The following is a 20,527-nucleotide window of genomic DNA, read 5'->3' as shown; positions in this document are numbered from 1 at the left end:
GGGAAGTTCTTATTTGTAAAACAGACTTAATTTACCTAAACCTGATAGCAATGAAAATACTTTTTACCAAATCTTCTCTAGGAGATTTAGGGGTAAAAATATTGCAACGAATAGCAGGACTGAAATAACCGAAAAGCACTGAAACTGCTTTTCAAAAAAAAATAAAGCGATTAGACATCTTGATACTTAATACTAAAATCTTGATAAAAAAATGAATGATACAATAAAAAATACTTTCGATTTTGAAAACGCTTTTAAAACTTTAGAAGGCATTGTAAAACGCACCCCTCTTCAGTTTAATGAAGGGTTATCGTTAAAATATAATGCGGAGATTTATCTCAAAAGAGAAGATTTACAAATTGTACGTTCATATAAACTGCGAGGTGCTTATAATAAAATAAGTGGTTTAAAAGCCGAGGCTTTAGAAAATGGAATTGTATGCGCCAGTGCTGGTAATCATGCTCAGGGTGTTGCTTATTCTTGTAAAAAGCTAAACATTAAAGGCGTAATCTTTATGCCCGAAATAACGCCAAAGCAAAAGATTAGACAGGTAAATATGTTCGGAGGCGACAATATTGAGGTAATTTTAGTTGGCGATACTTTTGACGATTGTTTAAAAGAGGCCTTAATTTATTGTGAAGAAAAATCATCGACATTTATTCCTCCATTTGATGACGACAAAGTAATTGAAGGACAAGCTACCGTTGCGATGGAAATTTTTCAGGATTTACCAGAGCTGGATGCCATAATTGTGCCTGTTGGTGGTGGTGGTTTAGCATCGGGTGTTAGTGCCTACCTGCAAACGGTAAAGCCTTCAGTAAAAATTTTCGGCGTAGAACCAATGGGAGCACCATCATTAAGCGAAGCACTTAAAAATGGAGGGCCTGTAACCGTTGAAAATATTGAACGTTTTGTTGATGGTGCAGCGGTAAAAAGAATGGGTTGGATAACCTATAAATATTGCCAGGAGCTTCTAAGTTCTACATACTTAATTCCTGAAGGCCAAATTTGTACAACCATTTTAAAGCTTTATAACGAAGATGCAATTGTTGTAGAACCCGCAGGTGCATTATCAGTTGCCGCTTTAGAGCAGTTGAAAGACCAAATCGCGGGTAAAACTGTCGTTTGCATTGTTAGTGGTGGCAACAACGACATCGAGCGTATGCAGGAAATAAAGGAGAAATCTTTACTTTTCGAGGGATTGAAACATTACTTCATTGTTCGTTTCCCACAACGACCAGGCGCTTTAAAATTATTTGTGAACGAAGTTTTAGGCCCGCAAGATGATATTACGCGTTTCGAATTTATTAAAAAAACGAATAAAGAAAATGGCCCGGCTTTGGTAGGAATCGAGTTAACGAATAAAGATGATTATGCTAGCTTATTGCAACGCATGAAAGATTTTAAGTTCGAAATTATAGAGTTGAACCAAGACCAGACTTTGTTTGAGTATCTGGTTTAAGGGGTTAACCACAAAGAACACAAAGTTTTTCGCAAAGGTGGCAAAGTAGAAAGTTTAAAAATTCACCATATAAATATAAGAACACCTAAGCTAAATATTCGTACACACCTTGTAGAATTCAAAATAAGATTTAGAAATGAACTTCAAAGATTTAACCAACAAAACTTTAATAACTGATAACGACATAAATTGGGAAAATTTAGGTGCCGGTGTGAGAAGAAAAATAATGGCTTACGATGATAACCTAATGCTGGTAAAAGTAGCTTTCGAAAAAAATGCTGTCGGAACCATTCATAACCATCCACACCTACAATTAAGTTATGTTGCAAAAGGAAGTTTTGAAGTAACCATGGGAGATAATAAAAAAATACTTAAAGAAGGCGATGTTTTCTTTGCACCAACAATGGTATTTCATGGTGTATTATGTTTAGAAAGCGGAATCTTAATTGATGTATTTAATCCGCATCGTGAAGACTTTCTATAAAATCTAACTTCTATCTTGATACTTAAATTTATTCGAAAGTCAATCTTACATTTTTATAACCCAAACCTTCAATTATTGGTTTTAGAACATTCATAGCATTCGTTTTTGTTTGTGCTAAAATATTCGATTTTTTTACCTCGGCAGTTACATGTTTTTCGGCTGCTTTGTAAGCTTCATCAACCAAACCTGCCTCACGGAAGAAAGCCATCTTGGTATCATAAACCCGAGAATTTTTATGGTCGATTTTTACATAACAAATCTCTGGCTGTGGTAAATTTACTACAGCTGTATCAGCATCAAGTTCGATATCGTTTCGTGTAACTTTAGTAAGGTCGATACAACCAACGGCCTCGGCTTTTACAATAAGCAAAACACTAGCCTCGGGCAAAAAATCTGTTTTATTTTTGTGTTCCAACACATCGCTAATTTGGTAACGAACCAACTCTAATTTACCAATTGCTTCTATTTTTTCGACTAAAAGCTGGTGTTTGCTTTCAACAGATGTATTAATGCTAAACTTTTTCGAGATAAAAAAGTATCCTGCTATAAGTAAAATTAACCAGGGTAAAACTCTAAAAATGATTCTCATCGTGAATAAATTAATTCAAATTTCAATTATGTGTGTTCACAAATAAACAAATATTAAACCACATTGTGTTTGTTGAAGTTTTTTGGCAGTGGTTTTGTATTAAGCAAGGTACACACACAAATTAAACACAATTAACATGAAAAAACTTACTATCCTAATGCTTTGCATTGCCACACTAGGTTTGGCATCTTGCAAAAAAGACACAATTATACAACAAAAATCACAAAATAGAACCGTTGTGTTTGACGTAGCGCCAAATAAATGGGTATTCGAAAATGGAAAATATTATCTTGACTTAAACATCCCAGAAATTGACGATATTAATTTCTATGATGAGGGAATATTGGTCTACTCGGCTAATCCAAATTACACCAATTATTATCAACTACCTTACGGTGACATGGATTATGAAGCTCATATCGGGGGGCTTTCAATAAGCAGATCAACATTACCAACAACTCCAATTAGAATAAAAGTTGTTCTGATTTCAGCCGAAAATGTGACGTAAAACAATATAAAATCTACAAAAGCGACTAATATTCAATAGAATTTAGTCGTTTTTTTTTGCGTTTCATTTATCCCACAATAAAAATCACGGATATATACATGCTGTATACCTTGATAAGTATTGCCCTTAAATTGGGTATTGATAATTACGTATTTGGGATAATTCTTGGCTATTTAAGGCAATCGCGAAGTTCTCCGATTACTAAAAATTTATAAGTATACTTATAACTTTTGTTATAAATTAACACAATTATAAATATACTTAAAACTCTAAAAAACGACTAATGTTCAACTGAACGTAGTCGTTTTTTTTATGCTCTCCCCGATTCAATTGCAAGGCTCTAACGGTAACACCATTTCGCTCAAGCAATAATTCATCATAAAAACCTTTGTAGTAAACATCTTTCACTTCAAATCTTCGGCTGCTCCAATTGCTGTTTATTTCTGCCCATTCCGGGTAAAACACAACCGATGCGGCGAAGGTTTTCAGTCCGAGTTTTTCTGCATCGCCTCGAGATAAAACTACTGCATTGCCTAATATTTGTGCGGTGTAAATGTGCTTTGGCTTTTGATAAATATCTACGGGTTTGCCTGTTTGCAAAAGTTCTCCATTTCTGAGAATCAACAATTGGTCGGCCAGAAATAATCCATCTGCCGGGTCGTGAGATACTAAAATTACCGTTACACCGGTTTCTGCGGCAACGCGTTTAATGTCGGCTCGCAACTGGTTTTTTAATAATGCATCAACCTGACTAAAAGGTTCATCTAAGAGTAAAACCTTTGTATCTGTAACCATTGCCTTAGCAATCGCCACGCGTTGTTGCTCACCGCCACTTAATTCAATAATCTTTTTATTTTGTAATGGAAGGATCCGCAAATGCTCCATTATGGCTAAAGTCTTTTCAGCTTTGGTTTTTAAATCCGTGTTTGATAATTGTGAGGCAATATTATCGTAAACCTTGGCATAAATGTTTAATGAAAAATCCTGAGTAACCATTTTCATTTGCTTATGCCCAGGAATCAATTGTTCATCAGGCCCTTTAACTTTTTCCTCTTCGAAAAAAATTTCTCCCTTATCGGTTTTTAATAAGCCATAAATGGATTTCAGCAAAGTTGATTTTCCACTTCCGCTTTCGCCGATGATAGCTACTACATCGCCCCTATTAATATCAAAAGTGATGTTTTTAATTCCACCAGCTTGCTCAGTCTGGTATTGTTTCGTTAAATTTTTTACGCTGATTATGGTATCGCTCACAAAGTAAAGGTAAAGCTTAAAGCGGAAAGACTAAAGCTTAAATCGAAATGATTTTCGCAAAAAAAATCCTGTTCCGCCTAACCGAAACAGGATTTTATTGGTTCATTTGTTTAATCGTTTATTTGTCATCAGACTTCTGACTGCCGACGTATATATTCTACAACTAATTTAATCCAAAAGAGACACCAAAACTCATGTTTCTTAAGCCAGCTTGTGCAGGTGTGGTAAACATATCATTGAAATAATATTTGGTAAATAATCCTAAACCACCGTATCCAAATCTAACTGTACCACCGTAACGAACAGATTGAAAGTGATAGCTATCATACTGTTTCTCTTTTCCGCGTTCTTCGCTAATCTGTTTAACCTTTCCGTTTAGCAAGAAACTAACTTCGGGACCAACAACAAAGTAGAATCTTTTGCCTTTATTGTTCTCTTTGGTGCGAAACTCAAAGTTTAAAGGAATATGCACATAGCTGCTTGAGAAACGATTTTTAGAAAAGTCAATCGGTTCGTTTATATAAGTTAAAGTCGGTTGGTTTTTCTGAATGGTAATATTATCTCTCAAACGAATTAATGTCCAATCGAAACCGCCTGCAACATAAACCTTAAAATTGGAGTTAAAGCGGTAACCAAATTGCAAAACATCAAAAGAAAATGTGCTGGTTTTACCGCCCTTATAATCTAAAAATTCATTGTTTGGCGATAAATTGAAGTCACCATTATCAATTAATCTGGAGAAACCTAAATCTACTCTGGTAAACGTAATCCCTCCAACAAAACGGCCTTTTTTAACATCCTCAGTAGAATCTGTTTTGGTAATTATATTTCCACCGCCAATATTTAAGGTGTATTTTGCTTTTTTCTTCTTAACTACGGTATCCATTGCAACAGTATCTTGTTGCGCAAATGCCCTTGGAGCCATAACACCGGCAAGCCCGCTTACCAAAAGTGTTGTAAAAATTAGATGTTTCATATTTTGTGTGTTTTTTTTTGAATGAGTGAATTATTGAATGAGAGAATGACTGAATCGCTAAATAAAAGAATTATTGAATGAATAAACGCTTTAATCTTAAAATCCTATAATCTTAAAAACCTTGGTCTATTTCTTATTTTTCTTCCCTATTTTAAACGGACCAATATTTATCGATGAAAGTGAAGAGTCATCATCATCGGTACGAAACTGGATAAACTTATCTTTCCTTTTATCCACCTTATTCACGATTAAGTTAACAACGTCGCCTACATTACGGATGCCTTTACTTTCAGCTTGGTTTTCATAATCGATTATATCATCAGGTTTAACATTTGTAGCTGTTGATGCGATTACAGTTTCCTTATTCGTTTGTAAAATGGCCTCATCAATTTTCTTTTTGATAATTTCTTGAGTCGGTATTACTTGTGCAATCACAGTTTCTTGTTTTTGCATTTCCGGGGCGGTAACTATTTTTGGTTTTCCTACAGGTTTATTACTTTCTAAAACCTTAGTTTTCGCTACAGCCTCAACCTTTAACGCAACAGGTAAAACCAATTTTTCTTCCGGTGAGCTTTGTTTTTCTGCAGAATCTTTAACCATTTGAGTTTCTACTACTGGCTTAACCTTAGGTTCAACATTTGCGAATTGCTTTGGTTTAACTTCTTGCTGTTGATAAACCAAAACCCCAACTGTTGCGATTAATAAAACTGCTGCTGCAGATAACCAGTAAACAGGAATAATCCTTTTTTTCTTTGGTTCAATTTCACCTTCAATGCTGCTCCATAAATCTCTCGATGGTGTAATTTCTGCATCTTCGAAAGCATTTTTAAATAGCTTATCAAAATCCTTATCCTGTATAGGTTGCATAACCAAATCCCTCCATTTTTATAATTTCTTCTTTTAAAATTGCTCTTGCTCTCGATAACTGAGATTTACTTGCTCCTTCTGATATGCCAAGCGTTTCGCCTATTTCTTTATGCGAGTAACCTTCTATTACGTACATGTTGAAAACCATTCGATAACCATCTGCCAATTTTTGTATCACTTTCATCAAATCCTGCATACCTAAAGTACCGAAATCAAAACCTGTTGATGGTTGTTCGTAAGCTTCGTCTATCTCAACCACATTTAAGCTGCGTAAATTTTTGCGGTAGCTTTCAATTGCAGTGTTTACCATCACTCTTCTAATCCAGCCCTCAAAAGAACCATCACCCCGGTATTCCTTAATCTTTTGGAAAATTTTGATATAACCCATTTGCAGTACATCTTCTGCCTCCATCCTGTCTTTTGCGTACCGCATACAAACAGCTAACATCTTTGATGCCGTTTGCTTGTAAAGCAGCTCCTGCATCTTCCGGTCGCCAGCTTTGCAGCCCTCCATCAAATCGTTTATCGTATAACTTCGCGTCAATTTCATTGTGTGTTTGTACATAGAAGATGTTGGATTACAAACATTGGTTGCATGGAAGATATAAAAAAGTTAAATAAAAGTTAAAATTGGTTTTGATAGGTTGATTATCAATAAGATAAATCGTAAATATACTTTCAGAAAGATATATATTTTATTTGGAAAGTAATATTAGCTGCTTTGAAATGATAAATGAATTGAAACCTATAAGGTTTTAAAAACCTTATAGATCTAAAAAATCAAAATTCGAAAACTTTTCCTTTTGGTGAAAATTTACAAATTCTTCAATACCGCCAAACCAATCAAAAACAGCATCCCTTTCTAGTTTAGAAAATTTATTTAAAGAAATAATTGAGTTATACGATGAATAATACCACTCTGCGGCTGTTTTACAAAATTGATGGTGTACTGGGTTTTGATGAATGTAATTAATTAATCTTAAAAAATATGTTTCATCCTGTATCTGAGCTCTTTTTGTAAAATCTAAAAAAAGTGCACTCTTTCTGTTATTTTGCTTATTAAATGCTTTAGCATAGCTATTAAGAAAATTGCTTAGCCTTTGCATAATAAATTTGTGGAAGTCGAAATCCTCATCATTATTGTTTGCTAATTCCCTAATAATATTTTCATCTCTAACTTGAATTAAAAAATGAAAATGATTTCGCATTAAGCAATAACTGAACGTTTTTGCAATTGGATAAATATAATGCTCAAATCTGGAAAGAAAAAAGATATAATTTTCATGACTATTGAAAAGGTTTTCGTTTCCAACTGCATGATTAAAAATGTGGTAAAAATTGTCGGGATGAAATTTATCTACATATTTCATGGCAATTTTTTTCCTAAATATAGGGTAAACCTATAAGGTTTTTAAAACCTTATAGGTTTAATCAAAGCAGTTGGTTAGAAAACAGACTTCTATACTAATTCAATTTCCATTTTATTGCCGTTGGCTAAAGTGAGTGTTGCACAACTCACATCTGTTGAAAATCTTTTCGACTACTAATCTTGTTTTTTATTAAATTGTTATCATGCAAGGCAAGAAGATCTATCAGGAGAAATTATTTCTCACTTTTCAGTTGTCGGAACATATTCCTGCGGACAACATTTACCGACGTTTAAACGAACTTATTGATTTTAATTTCCTTTATAAATCTACAGCCAGTTATTATGGACCTGAGGGGCAGAAGAGTATCGATCCTGTGGTATTTATGAAATTAATGTTGGCAGGCTATCTTGAAAACCTTGTTAGTGATCGTCGTATCATCAATGCCTTGCGTTTAAGGCTGGATATTCGATATTTTATTGGATATGATCTAGATGAAGAGCTCCCATGGCACAGCACTCTAAGTAGAACCAGACAGCTATATGGCGAAGAAGTGTTTACCGAGCTTTTTAAAAATATACTCAAACAATGTATCCAGAAAGGAATGGTTTCAGGTAAACGGCAGGCTGTAGATAGCGTATTTATTAAAGCCAATGCCTCTATTGAGCGTATGCTGGAGAAAGAAATCCTGGATGACCTTTCTATTTACAATCAGGAGTTAGCCTCCAATGAGGAGCTTACAGCGGCTAAAATAGATTCAGACGAAAAACAGGGCGCCATGCTTTCAAAGGGCTCAAAGTTTACCAATAATACCCAGTATAGCCCTGTAGACCCGGATTCTCGCTTATCAATAAAACCAGGAAAGGTATCTAATCTGAACTATCTCGGACAAGTTAGTGTGGATACAGCCTCTCATGTCATTACTCATGTACAAGTCTTCCATGCAGATAAACGCGATAGCCAATGCCTACCTGCAATTCTGGTTCGTGTGGCCGATACTTTAAGAGAAAATAATCTGGTCCTGGAGGAAATAATAGCAGATACGAATTATAGCAGTGGCAATTCCCTAAAAGCTCTTTCTGCAATGGATCTTACGGGTTACATTCCCAATACTGGTAGGTTCATCTATGAGAAGAAAGGTTTTACCTACCATCCGCAAGGGGATTATTATGAATGTAGAAATGGAAAATCCTTAACTTTTAAAGGATTCAGCGAAAATGATAAGCGATACATGATTGCCCGAAAGAATTGTATGGACTGCCCTTTTAAAGATACCTGCATTGGTAACAGAAAGTATATGGTAGTTAAATCCACAAAAGATAAACCCTATTATGATCAAATGCATTTAAGGATGCAAACCAAAAAAGCAGCCCGCATGATGAAAAAAAGGCAAAGTACGGTAGAACCGGTAATCGGAACGCTGGTCAACTATCTGGGGATAAAAAAAGTGAGTTCAAGGGGCATAAGTCAGGCAAATAAATGCTTGACAATGGCTGCTGCAGCGTACAACCTTAAAAAACTATTAAAGTGTAAAACAAAATTGGATGAGGGTTTGCAAAGAATGGTTAAAATTGTGGCTTATACAGGCAATAAAGTCCACAAAAAGATCTCTCTGATGATTTCTCGACAAATAAATCCAGCTGTAACCCAATTTCATCATGATCCTAATAGATGCCATTTAATTTTAACTTTGGGCTACCAGTCCTAGTTGTGCAACACTCACTCTAGCTGACGGAAATTTTAATCTTTCCTCTTAACCTTAAACAACTTAAAATCTTGTTTGTAAGTCAAGAAAAACGAATGGTTAAACTGAAGTTGCTTATCCATATTATCTAAATCGATATGTGGTTCGAAACGAACATCAAGATATAAATGTGGAATCAGTTCTTTTTGATAAGCGTACCGTAACGAAACAATGTTTCTGCCACTCTGTTTTAAGCCATTGGTATATAAATTACTCGAAACCGATTCATATAGAGGCATTCCTTTAATAGAAATGAAGTTATTTCCTTTCCAATAAGAAGCCACCAAACTACCCCATTTACTTTCTACGCCGGCGTTTAACCACATACCAAAACCACCTTGATAAGCTCTTCTTTTATCGGGCGAAAAATCCTTATAAACCGCGATATAATTGTCTGTATAAACCTGTTTGATGTTGGTGTTAATAGCTTTGTGTAATTTCAATCCCGCAGCCCCGTTAAAAACGGTACTAATTGGAATTTCCTTTAACACATCAATTTGGCCGCCTTGATGGAAAGCCAAAAACTGTGCAGGAAAACTAAACTTCCAGCCATTATTTTCGGCTATTGTACTTTCTGTAGATAAACCTCCTATGATTTCTTCTTTGGCAGCTTCGCCTGTGTAAATCATTTTCTGCCAGGCAATCCAGGCATCTAGATTGAATTTTTTGCGCTCTACCAGTAGCTGTGTTCCATATTCAATTGGTGTAGTTATCGTTCTTTCAAAATCGTAAAGTGGCTCGATATATTTATGCTGAATGCCGCCTTCTAAACTTCCGAAAATCAAAGTTAAATTGCGCTTATGATATTTTAAACTGAACAAAGGTTTTGCATCGGTGATTCCATTTCTACCAAAATCCTTGCGAATAAAAGCACCGGCGGTTATGGCCAAATTTGGGTGTGCATAATACACAATTTGCGGTTGCAGTTGCGTTCCATACAAAGTATAACCGTCGTGAAAATCGTTGGTGTACTCGTAATTCCGAACGTAATTGAAGTTGTAAAAATTAAAATGAACCTCGTTGGTTAAGCTACTATCCGGACGAATTCTATTCTCAAAAGCCGACTGATTAAACTGTGCTGAGGCAAAATATGAAGTAAAAAGAAAAGTTATAAAGAGTAAGGTTTTTTTCAGACCTGTTATTTTTAACATGAGCTTGGTTTTATGCTGCAAATTTAGGATAGTTTTTTCGTAAAGTATAAAGTAACGACTATCAAGTATTAAGAACTAAATAGAAGTTTACGCAAGGAAAACAAAGAATGCCTGTGTCTTTTTTGCTTTGGTCTTTCTGCTTTACTCTTCTCGCCTATTTCTTCAACCGATAATTCTTATACAACTTAACTGCAATCATAATCGCCAATGCAACGCCCATTATCCCAAGTAAACCGTAAATCCAATTTAATGAATTTTTTAAAATTACGATAAAGACAATTGCTATCATAAAAATAGTTGCCAATTCTCGCCACAATCGAAGTTGAAAACTGGTCATTTTAAATTGATTATTTTTAAGTTGCCTAACAATATTTTGGCAAATGAAATGATAAATTAACAACCCTACTACAAAACCGAGTTTAACCCACATCCAATCGGTTTGGAGCAAGCCTGGGCTTAAACTAAGCATTGATACGCCAGCTAAAACAGAAATAATCATCGCTGGTGTTGCAATTATGTTCCATAAAGTTGCCTCCATTTTTATGAATTGCTTTACAAGAATGCTTTTCTCAGGCTCAGGCTTATCGTTTGCTTCTGTATGGTAAATGAATAAACTTAAAATATAGAATAACCCTGCCATCCAGCTAATTACGAAAACAACATGTACTGCGATGAAGTAGCGATAATATGGCAAAAGGATTTCTATCATGATTTAATTTTTTTCAGAATATATGTGTCAACCCAATTTGGAATATTCAAAAACTCTAGATTCAAAGTTCCATTCTTTATATTTCCCAAATAAATATGCCTAGCACCTGAATTATCCCAAAGATAAGTTTCATCAACCTCTTTTAACATATTTATAAGTAAATCCATTGTAAGAAAATAACGCTTTTCTATTTTATCATCATCAACAGAATGACCACCCTTTTTTACTCTATCCTTTACACGCTCTAAGTTCATCGCAGGCGTTTCTGTTCCAATAAAGTATAGATAAATCTTGTAGTTATTTTGGTGGGCAAATTCAATGAGTTTCAATTTAGACGGGTGTGAGAAAACCGTTTCGAAAGAAAATGATTTTTTAGATTCAATTAATTTGTGGCGAATAAAGTCAGCTATTATTGCAAAGTGATAGGAATTATAATTGCGCAAATCATTTTCACCCTTAACAATGACGTTTTCTTTTATAACTAAATTCCAGCTATCTGCTTTGAAACCAGCTTTAGTAAACAAACCATTTAATAAATAGAATTCTTCGAATTCAGTTTGCGAACAAATAATATCAAATTCTGAAAGATTTAGAAAGTTATTTTTCTTAAAATCTGATTCTAAGTTATCTGCATTTACAAAAAGCCGTGTAGAGAAATAAATAGGTTTTATAGAACTGTATAGAGTGGTTTTACCCGAACCGTTAGGCCCCGCAAAAATTCTTAACTTAGGCTTAGTAGCCATTATTAAAACAGTTTAATCCTCTTATTAGTAACTTTTTTTTTTGCGAAACTTCCTGAAGAAATTTTTATTGTTTCTCCATTGTTGAAAGTTCTGTAAACACCATCAGGTTTTACTTCAGTTCTACCTAAATTCATAGCATCAACTACACGAAGAACATCATCCATCGATTTATTTATGGCATCAATTACCTTTTTAATGGGTAATTTATCTTCGTCTTGTGGCGATTTAACGTTCATGAATCAAAAATAATTTAAGCTAATATACGAAGAAGACTTGTAATTTAATACTTAAACTCTTTTACCACCTCAATCGCATATTTCACATTCTCGAAAGGAATATCAGGCATAATGCCATGACCTAAGTTAAAAATAAAACCTTCAGTTCCACGCATGCGTTCGAACAGTTTATGAATTTGTGCTTTAATTACCGATTGGTCTGCGTATAGAATATGCGGGTCTAAATTCCCTTGAACGGCAATACCAGCAGGCAAAGCATTTTTAATGTTCAGTAAATCTGCATTCCAATCAACCGAAATCACATTAGGTTTAGCCTCTGCCATCATCGGTGCAAAAACCGAACTTCCTTTACAGAAAGAAATTACCGGAATATCTTTTCTGTTTAAATTGGAAATAATCTCCTGAATATAACGGTGTGAAAACTCCTGATAATCATTCCATGATAAAGCAAGCGCCCAGCTATCAAAAATCTGAACAGCATTTACACCAGCCGCAATTTGAAGATTCAAATAATCAGCCGTTACTTTAGCAATTTTCGCTAAAAGCTTATGTGCCAAATCAGGTTGGTTGTGTATAAAAAGCTTGGTTAATTTAAAATCCTTTGATGAACCACCTTCAATTAAGTAACTCATTACCGTAAAAGGCGCACCAGCAAAACCGATTAAAGGAATACTTCCATTTAACCGCTGTTGAATTACTTTAATGGCATCAGCTACGTACTGCAATTCATCCAAACAATCAACATTTAAATTTTCTACATCTTGTGCAGTGCGTACCGGGTTTGCAAACTTCGGACCAACACCTTGAGTAAAGCTCAAATCGCCACCCATTGCCTCGCCGGTTACTAAAATATCACAGAATAAAATCGCTGCATCAATACCCAATAAATCAACAGGTAACATCGTAACATCAGCCGCAATTTCCGGGGTTTTGCACATCTCTAAAAAAGAGTATTTGTTCTTAATCTCCCAGTATTGTGGCATAAAACGACCAGCCTGACGCATCATCCACACAGGTGGACGTTCTGTTTGTTTAGAAAATGCTGCGTCTAAAAATAAATTATTCTTCATGATTTGTTATTGTGTCTTACCATCGTCACCCTGAATTCATTTCAGGGTCTTAATAGCTAGAAAGATGCTGAACTAAATTCAGCATGACGATTGAGAAAATTTTTAATTCCGCAAATGTATAAATAAAAAAAAAACGAAGTACCTTTTTATGCCTAAAGCGGTATTTCGTTTCTCAAAATGACAATACGAGTATTATAATTTACTTATTTCTTTTTCAATCTTAACAATTATATCTTTCGAACGTGTCGATTCTGCAAGTTCCTTCGCTAAACTAACGTAAGCTTCGGCTCTTTCCTTATCCTTTTTTCGCAGAGCGAGATTAGCTAAGTGTATCAAAACGTAGCCCTTTTGGGTTTTGCCACCAACAGGAAAACGACTTGCCAATTGAAAATGATATTCTGCTTTTTCGTAATCCTCTTCTTTCAAGGCCATGTTACCTTGCATAAATTCATAGTAGCCCCGTCGGTTTTTTGATAACCTTTCCGGATTTGGAACTTCTGCAAGCATCAGCTTCACTTTAGAAAATTCATTGTTCTTAAAATATTTAGAGGCCATTAAAACAGAACTATGCCTGAAATGACTCCAAATTACAAAAACAAACAGAAAGCCTGCAACTGCTGCCAACTCGTATTGATTGAAATAAACACAAACCAATGCTGCAAGCACAAAAACGGTCATCAACACATATCTGCCGAGACTGCTATACATTAATGAATATCAGTGAACTTATAGCCCACACCACGAATAGAATGGAAATAAACAGGATTTTTCTGGTCTGGCTCAAAGTATTTACGGAATGTTAAAATGAAGTTATCAATCGTTCTGGTTGATGGATAAACATCATAATTCCAAACAGTTTCTAAAATCTGCTCGCGAGAAACCGCGTCATTTTTACGCTCAATTAACAGTTTCAATAACATCGTTTCCTTTTTGGTTAACGGTGTGATTGTTCCATCATCATGTTTCAATTCGAATGAATTAAAATAGATGGTTTTATCACCGATTTTGTAAGAATTTAATTCTTTTAAATCATCAGATTTTAAACTGCGTTTAACCAAAATACCCACACGAAGAATCAACTCTTCTAAGTTAAATGGTTTAACTAAATAGTCATCAGCTCCTTTTTTCAAGCCTAAAACTCGGTCTTCAGATGTGTTTTTAGCTGTTAAAAACATAATCGGAACTTCTGCATTTTCCAAACGTATGGTTTCACAAACCTGGAAACCATCCATTTCTGGCAACATAACATCTAAAATAATTAGATTGAAGCGTTCTTCTTTGAATATTTTAAGAGCGGTTTTGCCATCTTTAACGGCATGAACTTTATAACCCTCAAGTTCGAGGTTTAATTTGATAGCATCTAACAAGTGATCCTCGTCTTCTACCAATAGAATTCTTAATTTTTGTGACATAATTGAGATTAACTAAATGTTACTTCAAAAATACTTCCTTGAGGCAAATTGTCTTTAACTGTAATATCTGCATCATGATATTGTAAAACCTCTTTCACAATAAACAAGCCTAAACCTGTTCCTTTCGCTTTCCTGACATTCTCATTACCAACGCGGTAAAACTTATCAAATATCAACATTTTTTCGGCATCTGAAATACCAGGCCCCTTATCAATTACACATAATCTTAAATGTCCATCTACTTCATCTAAAAGCACATTTACCTCATCACAAGGACTCGAATACTTAACCGCATTTTCTATCAAATTTGTAACTACTGACGATAAGGCAAATTTGTCACCCATTAACTGCAAATTTGGCTGAATTTGGGCATTAATCAGTTGCTCATTGCCACACGAGTGAACCTGCAACCTATCTGTAATTTTATAAACCAATTCTGAAAAATTAAATTCCTCTTTTGGAAAGGTGTAAGAACGGTTTTCAATCTTGGTTGCCAATAACATATTTTCCACTAAATCATCCAAGCGTTCAATGTCTTTTAAAGAATTATTCAGTAAAGATGTTTGTCGTGCCTTGTCCAAATCTCTTTTAACAATAGTCTGGATGGAAAGTTTTATGGCGGCCAGAGGTGATTTTAACTCATGTGTGATCGACATCAAGAAATTCTGTTGCTGCTCTCTTAATTTATCCTCACGTTTTAACGATTGATGCAGAAAATAACCGCCAATGCACAACAGAAATAAAAATACAGAGCCTTCACCCATAATCATCGTCATGCGGCTGGGTTGCAAACGCACCACTAAAGTACCCCAAGAAACAAGCTGAATTAAGGCGTAAAGTAATAAAGCGTAAAAGATTATGATGGATTTTTTCATCTGTCTTTATCAGGATTTTTATAATTTAAGGATTTTAAAATATTTATTAGCATATTAATACTGAGTATAGTCGAAATTTGAAAAGCAAGTTTCTGTTTTCTTCGGTTATTTCAGTCCCGCTTTTCGTTACAATCTTTTTGCGATTGTCAGTCTGAGCTTGTGAAGACCTGCATCAAAAAGTATTTCCACTTCAATCGGGTTTAGATAACTTGGGTTTGTGCCTAAAATAAGAAACACCCTGCCTTTCTGGCACCTCTCTAAAAAAGGGGAATTCCCCTCAAAGTTTAAAACCTTGTTACAACGACACAATAAGCTTATATTTTCTTATATGTCTTACATGGTTGAAAACTCTTTATTCTCTTTGAAAATCTCCGTTTTCTCTATCGTAAAAACTATCAGCCGCAAGGGCTGATGCTACGACCTAAAAACCAAATCTAATGCCTCAAAAATCGCCCTCTTCGCTTTCTCTAACTCAATCTTCGTATGTGCTGCAGAAACAAAGCCAACTTCATATCCCGATGGACCTAAATAAATTCCGCGATTCAACAACTCTCGATGCATAATTTTGAATTTCTCCATGCTGCTTGCATCAATATCATCAGCCGATTGAATTTTATCTTTATCTGTAAAGGCAAACCAGAAAATAGAACCAACTGTAAAAACCTTAAATTTATAATTTCTAGCAGTAGCAAAACGCTGAATACTGGCAACAAAATCTTGAGTTTTATTGTTCAAATCTTTATAGAAACTCGATTTATTAAGTTCTGTTAAAGTTGCGATGCCTGCAGCCATAGCCACCGGATTACCAGATAAAGTACCTGCCTGATAGACTGCACCGTCTGGAGAAATGTGCGACATAATTTCAGCAGATGCGCCATACATACCAACAGGCAAACCGCCGCCAATAATTTTGCCGTAAGTTACGATATCAGGCTTTACACCGTAATACGCCGCTGCTCCCTCAAAACCAACTCTGAAACCGGTAATTACTTCATCAAATATCAATAATGAATTATTCTTGGTGCAAATTTTACGTAAGAAATGAATATAATCCTCATCCTGAATAATTAATCCGTTATTTGCAGGAATACCCTCGATTATCACCGCAGCAATTTGGTCTTTAAATTGAGCAAAAGCTTGCTCAATCGCAGCCGTATCATTCAAAGGAATTACAATGGTTTCTTCAGCAAACGATTTTGGAACACCGGCAGAAGAAGTTTCACCAAAAGTTACTAAACCCGACCCTGCTTTAACCAAAAGCGAATCTGTATGACCATGGTAACAACCTTCAAATTTTAAAATTTTATCTCTACCCGTAAAACCTCTGGCCAAACGAATCGCCGACATTACAGCCTCTGTTCCTGAACTCGTAAAACGAATTTTCTCTACAAAACGATTGTTTTTTATAATCAATTCTGCCAGTTCATTTTCTAAAGCAGTTGGCGCACCAAAGCTCATTCCGTTTTGCATCACTTCGGTAACCTTCTCCCGGATTTTAGAATTATTATGTCCTAAAATTAAAGGCCCCCAACTTCCACAGAAATCAATAAATTGATTGCCATCAGCATCCCAAATATAGCAACCATCGCCTTTTTCAATAAAAAGTGGCGTACCATAAACAGACTTGAAAGCCCTAACCGGTGAGTTTACTCCTCCAGGGAAATAGGTTTTTGATTTCTCATACAACTCTGCTGATTTTACCCTCGAAATATCAGGTTTACTACCTGTATTTACCGGAACATCGGCCTCGCTGCCTGAAAACATTTTCTTTAATGAATCTAACATCTTTATTAAGGTATAAGGTAAAAGGCGTAAGGTTTAAGGTAAAAGCATTAAGCCTAAAAACCTAAACATCATAATACCTATATTTATTTATTGATGGAATTGTTATCGAATTGGTCAAAACCTTAAGCCCTAAACCCTTAACCCTCCACCTTTTTAAATCCAATCGTTATTTAAAATATCTTTAATGTGGTAAGTAGTAATAATACTTGCTCCAGCTCTTGCAAAGGCATGCATTGTTTCCATTACTACTTTTTGTTCGTCAATCCAGCCACGTTCTGCAGCAGCTTTAACCATTGAATATTCGCCCGAAACATTATAAACTGCGATTGGCAAGTTTGTATCTTGCTTTAACCGCTGAATGATATCCAGATATGCCAGTCCCGGTTTAACCATCAAAACATCTGCGCCTTCTTGTTCATCTAGTTGCGCTTCTCGCAAGGCTTCCAAAGGGTTTCTAAAATCCATTTGATAAGCTTTTCTATCGCCTTTACTTGGTGCACAATCTGCTGCTTCTCTAAAAGGACCATAATAAGCAGATGCAAACTTTGTAGCATGACTCATAATGGCTGCATTTACAAAACCGTTTTCATCCAGCAAATTTCGCATCGCTTCGATTCGCCCGTCCATCATATCAGATGGTGCAAACATATCTGCACCGGCTTGCGCATGTGTTAAAGCCATTTTAGCAATTACCTCAACTGTTTTATCGTTTTGAACATAATCGTTTTCCAAAATACCACAATGACCATGAGTAGTATAAGAACAAACGCAAACATCTGTAATTACATATAAATCTTCCCCGAATTGCTTTTTTAATTCACGCACTGCTGTAGGTACTAACGAATGGTCGTGATAAGCAGATTTTGCTTCCGCCGATTTTTCATCGCCAACTCCAAAAAGCATGATTTTATTCAAGCCTTTCTTCATTCCTGCTTCAACATCCTTAACTAGGGTATCAACCGAATAATGGTTTACACCAGGCATTGCATCAATTGCATGGGTTACTTTCGTACCTGGCACCACAAAATAAGGGTACACAAACATATCTTTCGATAGTCGAGTTTCGGCTACCATCTCTCTAATCAACGGGTTTTTCCTTAATCTCCTCGGACGATGTAACATTTTATTAGTATCAAGTATTTAGAATTATTAGTATCAAGTATTTAGTATCAAGTATCAAGACTTGAAATGTATTAATTTTTAGAACGCTGTATTTTGTGTCTTAACGAAACATTTTGTCATATTGAGCATACTCATAATATGGAAAGCATTTTCAGTATTTCTTCGATTGCTATAGTCCCGCTTTTCGTTGCAAGCTTTTTTAACTTCTGAAAAAAAAGGCTTTCCACTTCAATCGGGTTTAGAGAATCCTGCTTAGTATATCAAAAAAATAGTTTTCGGCTTGTCTGTCTCTTCGCTTTGGTCTTTCAACTTTAATCTTTAAGCTTTTTATACTCCCAAACCCTCTACCTTAAACCTTTCTACTTTATTTCTATTCCAAAAACAGCTTCCGCCAAACCAATTTCATCTGGTGAATACGGCAAAGCATAACTCACGCCCATTTCATTAAATTTCTTCCCTGTTGAGTTACCAATAGCAATTACTTGTTGTCCTGGCTCTAATAAATTATCGGCAAAGTAAGCGTCAACATTTGATGGACTGGTAAAAATCAAAACGTCTGCATAACTCTGGTCGATATTTTCTTCTATTACGGTTTCGTAAATCGGTAAATCGATAATTTTAGCATCTGCTGGTAAAGATTTTTGAATTGATTGCAAAGAATCCTGGGCCCTTGGAAACAATACATTTTTGGCAGAAACCAATTTTGCAAAATCTTCTGCTACTTCAGTAATATCACCACTTGCACCAACAAAATCTGCAAAGTGACCGAATTTACGCAAGGCATCTTCCGAGCCTCTTCCTACAACACCAAATTTAGTTTTTTTAGGCAATTGCGGTTTTAGGTTGAAGAAATATTCTACGCAATTTCTACTACTAAAGAAAATCCAGTCGATGTTTTTTAGTATGAATTGGTCTAAAATGGTAACTATTGGAAAAGTACGAATCAACGAACGTCCCTCAATTTCTATATTATTATTTTCTAGTGCTCTGCGGAAATAACTATGCTCACCAATTTCTCGTGAGATGAAAACTTTTGCTGGTTTTTTTCTTTCCGTACTAAATTTTGCAACAATTTTTTCGGCTAGACCTTCCGTGGTATCAGCACGCAAAAATAAACGCTCCGGAAAATCATCTGCTGTTTCGGCTTTAGATGTCCAAACTTCGAACTTGCCATTCTCCTTTCTACAATAACACCCCAAAGGCATGTGGCAGCCACCCTCAAAAATATTCAAAACCTTACGTTCTACACCTACTTCCTCTGCTGTTTCCTCATGATGTAATTTTTGAAGCGCATTAAAAAGCTCACTATCGTTTTCTCTAATCTGAATTGCTAAAGCACCTTGAGCTGGCGCAGAAACAAATTCAGTAGTTTCTAATTCTTCTACGTGCAAATCGCTAACATCTAGGTCAAGACGTTTTACGCCGGCTTTAGCAATCAGAATCGCATCATAATCTTCATCTCTAAGTTTTTGAATGCGAGTTGGAACATTTCCGCGTAAATCTATCACTTCTAAGTCGGGGCGTAAACCCAATAGTTGAGCTTTACGGCGATTGGATGAAGTACCAACCATTGCTCCCTTTTTTAATGACAGTTTTTGAGAAACATCTACACAATCTTTTAAAATTAAAAGATATTCAGATGCTTCTTCACGAGGTGGAATTGCAGCAATCATTAAACCATCTGGATGATTAGTTGGTAAATCTTTAAGGCAATGTACGGCCAAATCGATTGTTCCTTCCAAAAGTTCTTCCTCCAGTTCTTTGGTAAAAAAACCTTTTCCCTCTAATTTATCTAACCTTAAATTCAGGATTTTATCGCCCTGCGTTTTAATGATTTTTATTTCAGCTTCTATTCCTATAGCAGACAATTCATTTTTAATATGATTTGCTTGCCATAAAGCCAGATCGCTACCGCGTGTTCCGATGGTTAATTTCTTCACTGTTTTTGTTAAATGATTTACAAATCTAACTAAATACGGCTTTATCTTGTAAAATGTTTAAAAATGAGACAGTGAGGTTACAGAATTTTTAGGTTTATGGGTTTTAATTGACATAAATATTTCCGCTAACCGCGAGGCTTATTACTTTTTTCTTGATAAAAAAGTAATCAAAAAATCAAGGCTTGTAAATGATGTCGTAAAAATTCGTCAAACCGTTTTTGAAAATTATTTAA

The 20,527-nt window shown here is 35.3% G+C and carries 21 protein-coding genes; 4 read left to right on the top strand and 17 right to left on the bottom strand.

Annotation, left to right across the window (positions count from 1 at the left end; translation table 11 throughout):
• Positions 1–211 precede the first annotated feature (211 nt).
• Complete coding sequence (gene ilvA, locus IEV50_RS13225; protein WP_188415086.1) at positions 212–1,462, top strand: threonine ammonia-lyase IlvA; 1,251 nt, start codon at positions 212–214, stop codon at positions 1,460–1,462.
• Between the two features lie 136 nt (positions 1,463–1,598).
• Positions 1,599–1,946, top strand: coding sequence for a cupin domain-containing protein (locus tag IEV50_RS13220; protein WP_188415084.1), 348 nt, complete (start codon positions 1,599–1,601; stop codon positions 1,944–1,946).
• Positions 1,947–1,974: 28 nt separating this feature from the next.
• Here IEV50_RS13220 and IEV50_RS13215 read toward each other — a convergent pair whose 3' ends face one another.
• A complete protein-coding gene (locus tag IEV50_RS13215) occupies positions 1,975–2,535 on the bottom strand; it encodes a DUF4230 domain-containing protein (protein WP_188415081.1) in 561 nt (186 codons plus the stop codon).
• Between the two features lie 136 nt (positions 2,536–2,671).
• Between IEV50_RS13215 and IEV50_RS13210 the strand changes: the two genes are divergently transcribed.
• Complete coding sequence (locus tag IEV50_RS13210; RefSeq protein ID WP_188415079.1) at positions 2,672–3,043, top strand: hypothetical protein; 372 nt, start codon at positions 2,672–2,674, stop codon at positions 3,041–3,043.
• Between the two features lie 261 nt (positions 3,044–3,304).
• On the opposite strand, the gene IEV50_RS13205 is transcribed toward IEV50_RS13210, so the two are convergent.
• From IEV50_RS13205 to IEV50_RS13185, 5 genes are all read right to left on the bottom strand, one after another.
• Positions 3,305–4,297: an ABC transporter ATP-binding protein gene (locus IEV50_RS13205; RefSeq protein ID WP_188415077.1), complete on the bottom strand. Its 993-nt coding sequence runs from the start codon at positions 4,295–4,297 to the stop codon at positions 3,305–3,307.
• 163 nt (positions 4,298–4,460) lie between these two features.
• Entirely contained in the window at positions 4,461–5,273 is an 813-nt protein-coding gene (locus IEV50_RS13200; RefSeq protein WP_188415075.1) for an outer membrane beta-barrel protein, read from the bottom strand.
• Between the two features lie 126 nt (positions 5,274–5,399).
• Positions 5,400–6,140 carry a hypothetical protein gene (locus tag IEV50_RS13195; RefSeq protein ID WP_188415073.1) on the bottom strand — a complete coding sequence of 247 codons (741 nt, stop codon included), beginning with the start codon at positions 6,138–6,140 and terminating at the stop codon, positions 5,400–5,402.
• A complete protein-coding gene (locus IEV50_RS13190) occupies positions 6,121–6,690 on the bottom strand; it encodes an RNA polymerase sigma factor (protein ID WP_025146912.1) in 570 nt (189 codons plus the stop codon). Before IEV50_RS13190 ends, IEV50_RS13195 begins: the two co-directional genes overlap by 20 nt.
• Before the next feature lie 214 nt (positions 6,691–6,904).
• Positions 6,905–7,510 (bottom strand): hypothetical protein, encoded by a 606-nt coding sequence (locus tag IEV50_RS13185; protein ID WP_188415071.1) that lies wholly within the window; start codon positions 7,508–7,510, stop codon positions 6,905–6,907.
• A 202-nt stretch (positions 7,511–7,712) separates the two neighbouring features.
• Between IEV50_RS13185 and IEV50_RS13180 the strand changes: the two genes are divergently transcribed.
• The gene (locus IEV50_RS13180; protein ID WP_188415069.1) at positions 7,713–9,215 is read left to right on the top strand and encodes an IS1182 family transposase; all 1,503 of its coding nucleotides are present in this window, start codon (positions 7,713–7,715) and stop codon (positions 9,213–9,215) included.
• A gap of 32 nt (positions 9,216–9,247) precedes the next feature.
• Here IEV50_RS13180 and IEV50_RS13175 read toward each other — a convergent pair whose 3' ends face one another.
• The 11 genes from IEV50_RS13175 to hemC all read right to left on the bottom strand — a co-directional run bounded on the left by IEV50_RS13175 (position 9,248) and on the right by hemC (position 20,294).
• The gene (locus IEV50_RS13175; RefSeq protein ID WP_188415067.1) at positions 9,248–10,402 is read right to left on the bottom strand and encodes a lipid A deacylase; all 1,155 of its coding nucleotides are present in this window, start codon (positions 10,400–10,402) and stop codon (positions 9,248–9,250) included.
• A gap of 154 nt (positions 10,403–10,556) precedes the next feature.
• On the bottom strand, positions 10,557–11,111 hold the full coding sequence (locus IEV50_RS13170) for a CopD family protein (RefSeq protein WP_188415065.1): 555 nt from the start codon (positions 11,109–11,111) through the stop codon (positions 10,557–10,559).
• Positions 11,108–11,854 (bottom strand): ATPase, encoded by a 747-nt coding sequence (locus IEV50_RS13165; RefSeq protein WP_188415063.1) that lies wholly within the window; start codon positions 11,852–11,854, stop codon positions 11,108–11,110. Before IEV50_RS13165 ends, IEV50_RS13170 begins: the two co-directional genes overlap by 4 nt.
• 2 nt (positions 11,855–11,856) lie before the next feature.
• Complete coding sequence (locus IEV50_RS13160) at positions 11,857–12,090, bottom strand: hypothetical protein (protein ID WP_188415061.1); 234 nt, start codon at positions 12,088–12,090, stop codon at positions 11,857–11,859.
• A 44-nt stretch (positions 12,091–12,134) separates the two neighbouring features.
• Complete coding sequence (hemE, locus tag IEV50_RS13155) at positions 12,135–13,160, bottom strand: uroporphyrinogen decarboxylase (protein ID WP_188415059.1); 1,026 nt, start codon at positions 13,158–13,160, stop codon at positions 12,135–12,137.
• A gap of 192 nt (positions 13,161–13,352) precedes the next feature.
• A complete protein-coding gene (locus IEV50_RS13150; protein ID WP_188415057.1) occupies positions 13,353–13,868 on the bottom strand; it encodes a hypothetical protein in 516 nt (171 codons plus the stop codon).
• The gene (locus IEV50_RS13145; RefSeq protein WP_109926856.1) at positions 13,868–14,572 is read right to left on the bottom strand and encodes a response regulator transcription factor; all 705 of its coding nucleotides are present in this window, start codon (positions 14,570–14,572) and stop codon (positions 13,868–13,870) included. The genes IEV50_RS13150 and IEV50_RS13145 overlap by 1 nt, the downstream gene beginning before the upstream one ends.
• Positions 14,573–14,580: 8 nt before the next feature.
• A complete protein-coding gene (locus IEV50_RS13140; RefSeq protein ID WP_188415055.1) occupies positions 14,581–15,447 on the bottom strand; it encodes a sensor histidine kinase in 867 nt (288 codons plus the stop codon).
• Positions 15,448–15,861: 414 nt separating this feature from the next.
• Positions 15,862–17,232, bottom strand: a complete 1,371-nt coding sequence (gene hemL, locus IEV50_RS13135; protein WP_188415052.1) for a glutamate-1-semialdehyde 2,1-aminomutase — start codon at positions 17,230–17,232, stop codon at positions 15,862–15,864.
• A gap of 153 nt (positions 17,233–17,385) precedes the next feature.
• On the bottom strand, positions 17,386–18,354 hold the full coding sequence (gene hemB, locus IEV50_RS13130) for a porphobilinogen synthase (protein ID WP_188415050.1): 969 nt from the start codon (positions 18,352–18,354) through the stop codon (positions 17,386–17,388).
• A gap of 359 nt (positions 18,355–18,713) precedes the next feature.
• Positions 18,714–20,294 (bottom strand): hydroxymethylbilane synthase, encoded by a 1,581-nt coding sequence (hemC, locus tag IEV50_RS13125; protein ID WP_188415048.1) that lies wholly within the window; start codon positions 20,292–20,294, stop codon positions 18,714–18,716.
• Positions 20,295–20,527: the final 233 nt, after the last annotated feature.

Origin of the sequence: Pedobacter mendelii, assembly GCF_014635725.1 — a bacterium.
Classification (GTDB): domain Bacteria; phylum Bacteroidota; class Bacteroidia; order Sphingobacteriales; family Sphingobacteriaceae; genus Pedobacter; species Pedobacter mendelii.
The sequence above is the reverse complement of the archived record's forward strand: the minus strand, read 5'-3'. Positions and strand labels throughout refer to the sequence as shown.

Excerpts from the sequence above, each read along its gene's own strand:
- hemB (WP_188415050.1), bottom strand. The coding sequence starts at position 18,354 with ATGTTACATCGTCCGAGGAGATTAAGGAAAAACCCGTTGATTAGAGAG.
- IEV50_RS13215 (WP_188415081.1), bottom strand. The coding sequence starts at position 2,535 with ATGAGAATCATTTTTAGAGTTTTACCCTGGTTAATTTTACTTATAGCA.
- IEV50_RS13140 (WP_188415055.1), bottom strand. The coding sequence starts at position 15,447 with ATGAAAAAATCCATCATAATCTTTTACGCTTTATTACTTTACGCCTTA.
- IEV50_RS13170 (WP_188415065.1), bottom strand. The coding sequence starts at position 11,111 with ATGATAGAAATCCTTTTGCCATATTATCGCTACTTCATCGCAGTACAT.
- IEV50_RS13190 (WP_025146912.1), bottom strand. The coding sequence starts at position 6,690 with ATGAAATTGACGCGAAGTTATACGATAAACGATTTGATGGAGGGCTGC.
- ilvA (WP_188415086.1), top strand. The coding sequence starts at position 212 with ATGAATGATACAATAAAAAATACTTTCGATTTTGAAAACGCTTTTAAA.
- IEV50_RS13165 (WP_188415063.1), bottom strand. The coding sequence starts at position 11,854 with ATGGCTACTAAGCCTAAGTTAAGAATTTTTGCGGGGCCTAACGGTTCG.
- IEV50_RS13145 (WP_109926856.1), bottom strand. The coding sequence starts at position 14,572 with ATGTCACAAAAATTAAGAATTCTATTGGTAGAAGACGAGGATCACTTG.
- IEV50_RS13180 (WP_188415069.1), top strand. The coding sequence starts at position 7,713 with ATGCAAGGCAAGAAGATCTATCAGGAGAAATTATTTCTCACTTTTCAG.
- IEV50_RS13160 (WP_188415061.1), bottom strand. The coding sequence starts at position 12,090 with ATGAACGTTAAATCGCCACAAGACGAAGATAAATTACCCATTAAAAAG.
- IEV50_RS13150 (WP_188415057.1), bottom strand. The coding sequence starts at position 13,868 with ATGTATAGCAGTCTCGGCAGATATGTGTTGATGACCGTTTTTGTGCTT.
- IEV50_RS13185 (WP_188415071.1), bottom strand. The coding sequence starts at position 7,510 with ATGAAATATGTAGATAAATTTCATCCCGACAATTTTTACCACATTTTT.
- IEV50_RS13195 (WP_188415073.1), bottom strand. The coding sequence starts at position 6,140 with ATGCAACCTATACAGGATAAGGATTTTGATAAGCTATTTAAAAATGCT.
- IEV50_RS13210 (WP_188415079.1), top strand. The coding sequence starts at position 2,672 with ATGAAAAAACTTACTATCCTAATGCTTTGCATTGCCACACTAGGTTTG.
- IEV50_RS13200 (WP_188415075.1), bottom strand. The coding sequence starts at position 5,273 with ATGAAACATCTAATTTTTACAACACTTTTGGTAAGCGGGCTTGCCGGT.
- IEV50_RS13220 (WP_188415084.1), top strand. The coding sequence starts at position 1,599 with ATGAACTTCAAAGATTTAACCAACAAAACTTTAATAACTGATAACGAC.
- hemE (WP_188415059.1), bottom strand. The coding sequence starts at position 13,160 with ATGAAGAATAATTTATTTTTAGACGCAGCATTTTCTAAACAAACAGAA.
- IEV50_RS13175 (WP_188415067.1), bottom strand. The coding sequence starts at position 10,402 with ATGTTAAAAATAACAGGTCTGAAAAAAACCTTACTCTTTATAACTTTT.
- hemL (WP_188415052.1), bottom strand. The coding sequence starts at position 17,232 with ATGTTAGATTCATTAAAGAAAATGTTTTCAGGCAGCGAGGCCGATGTT.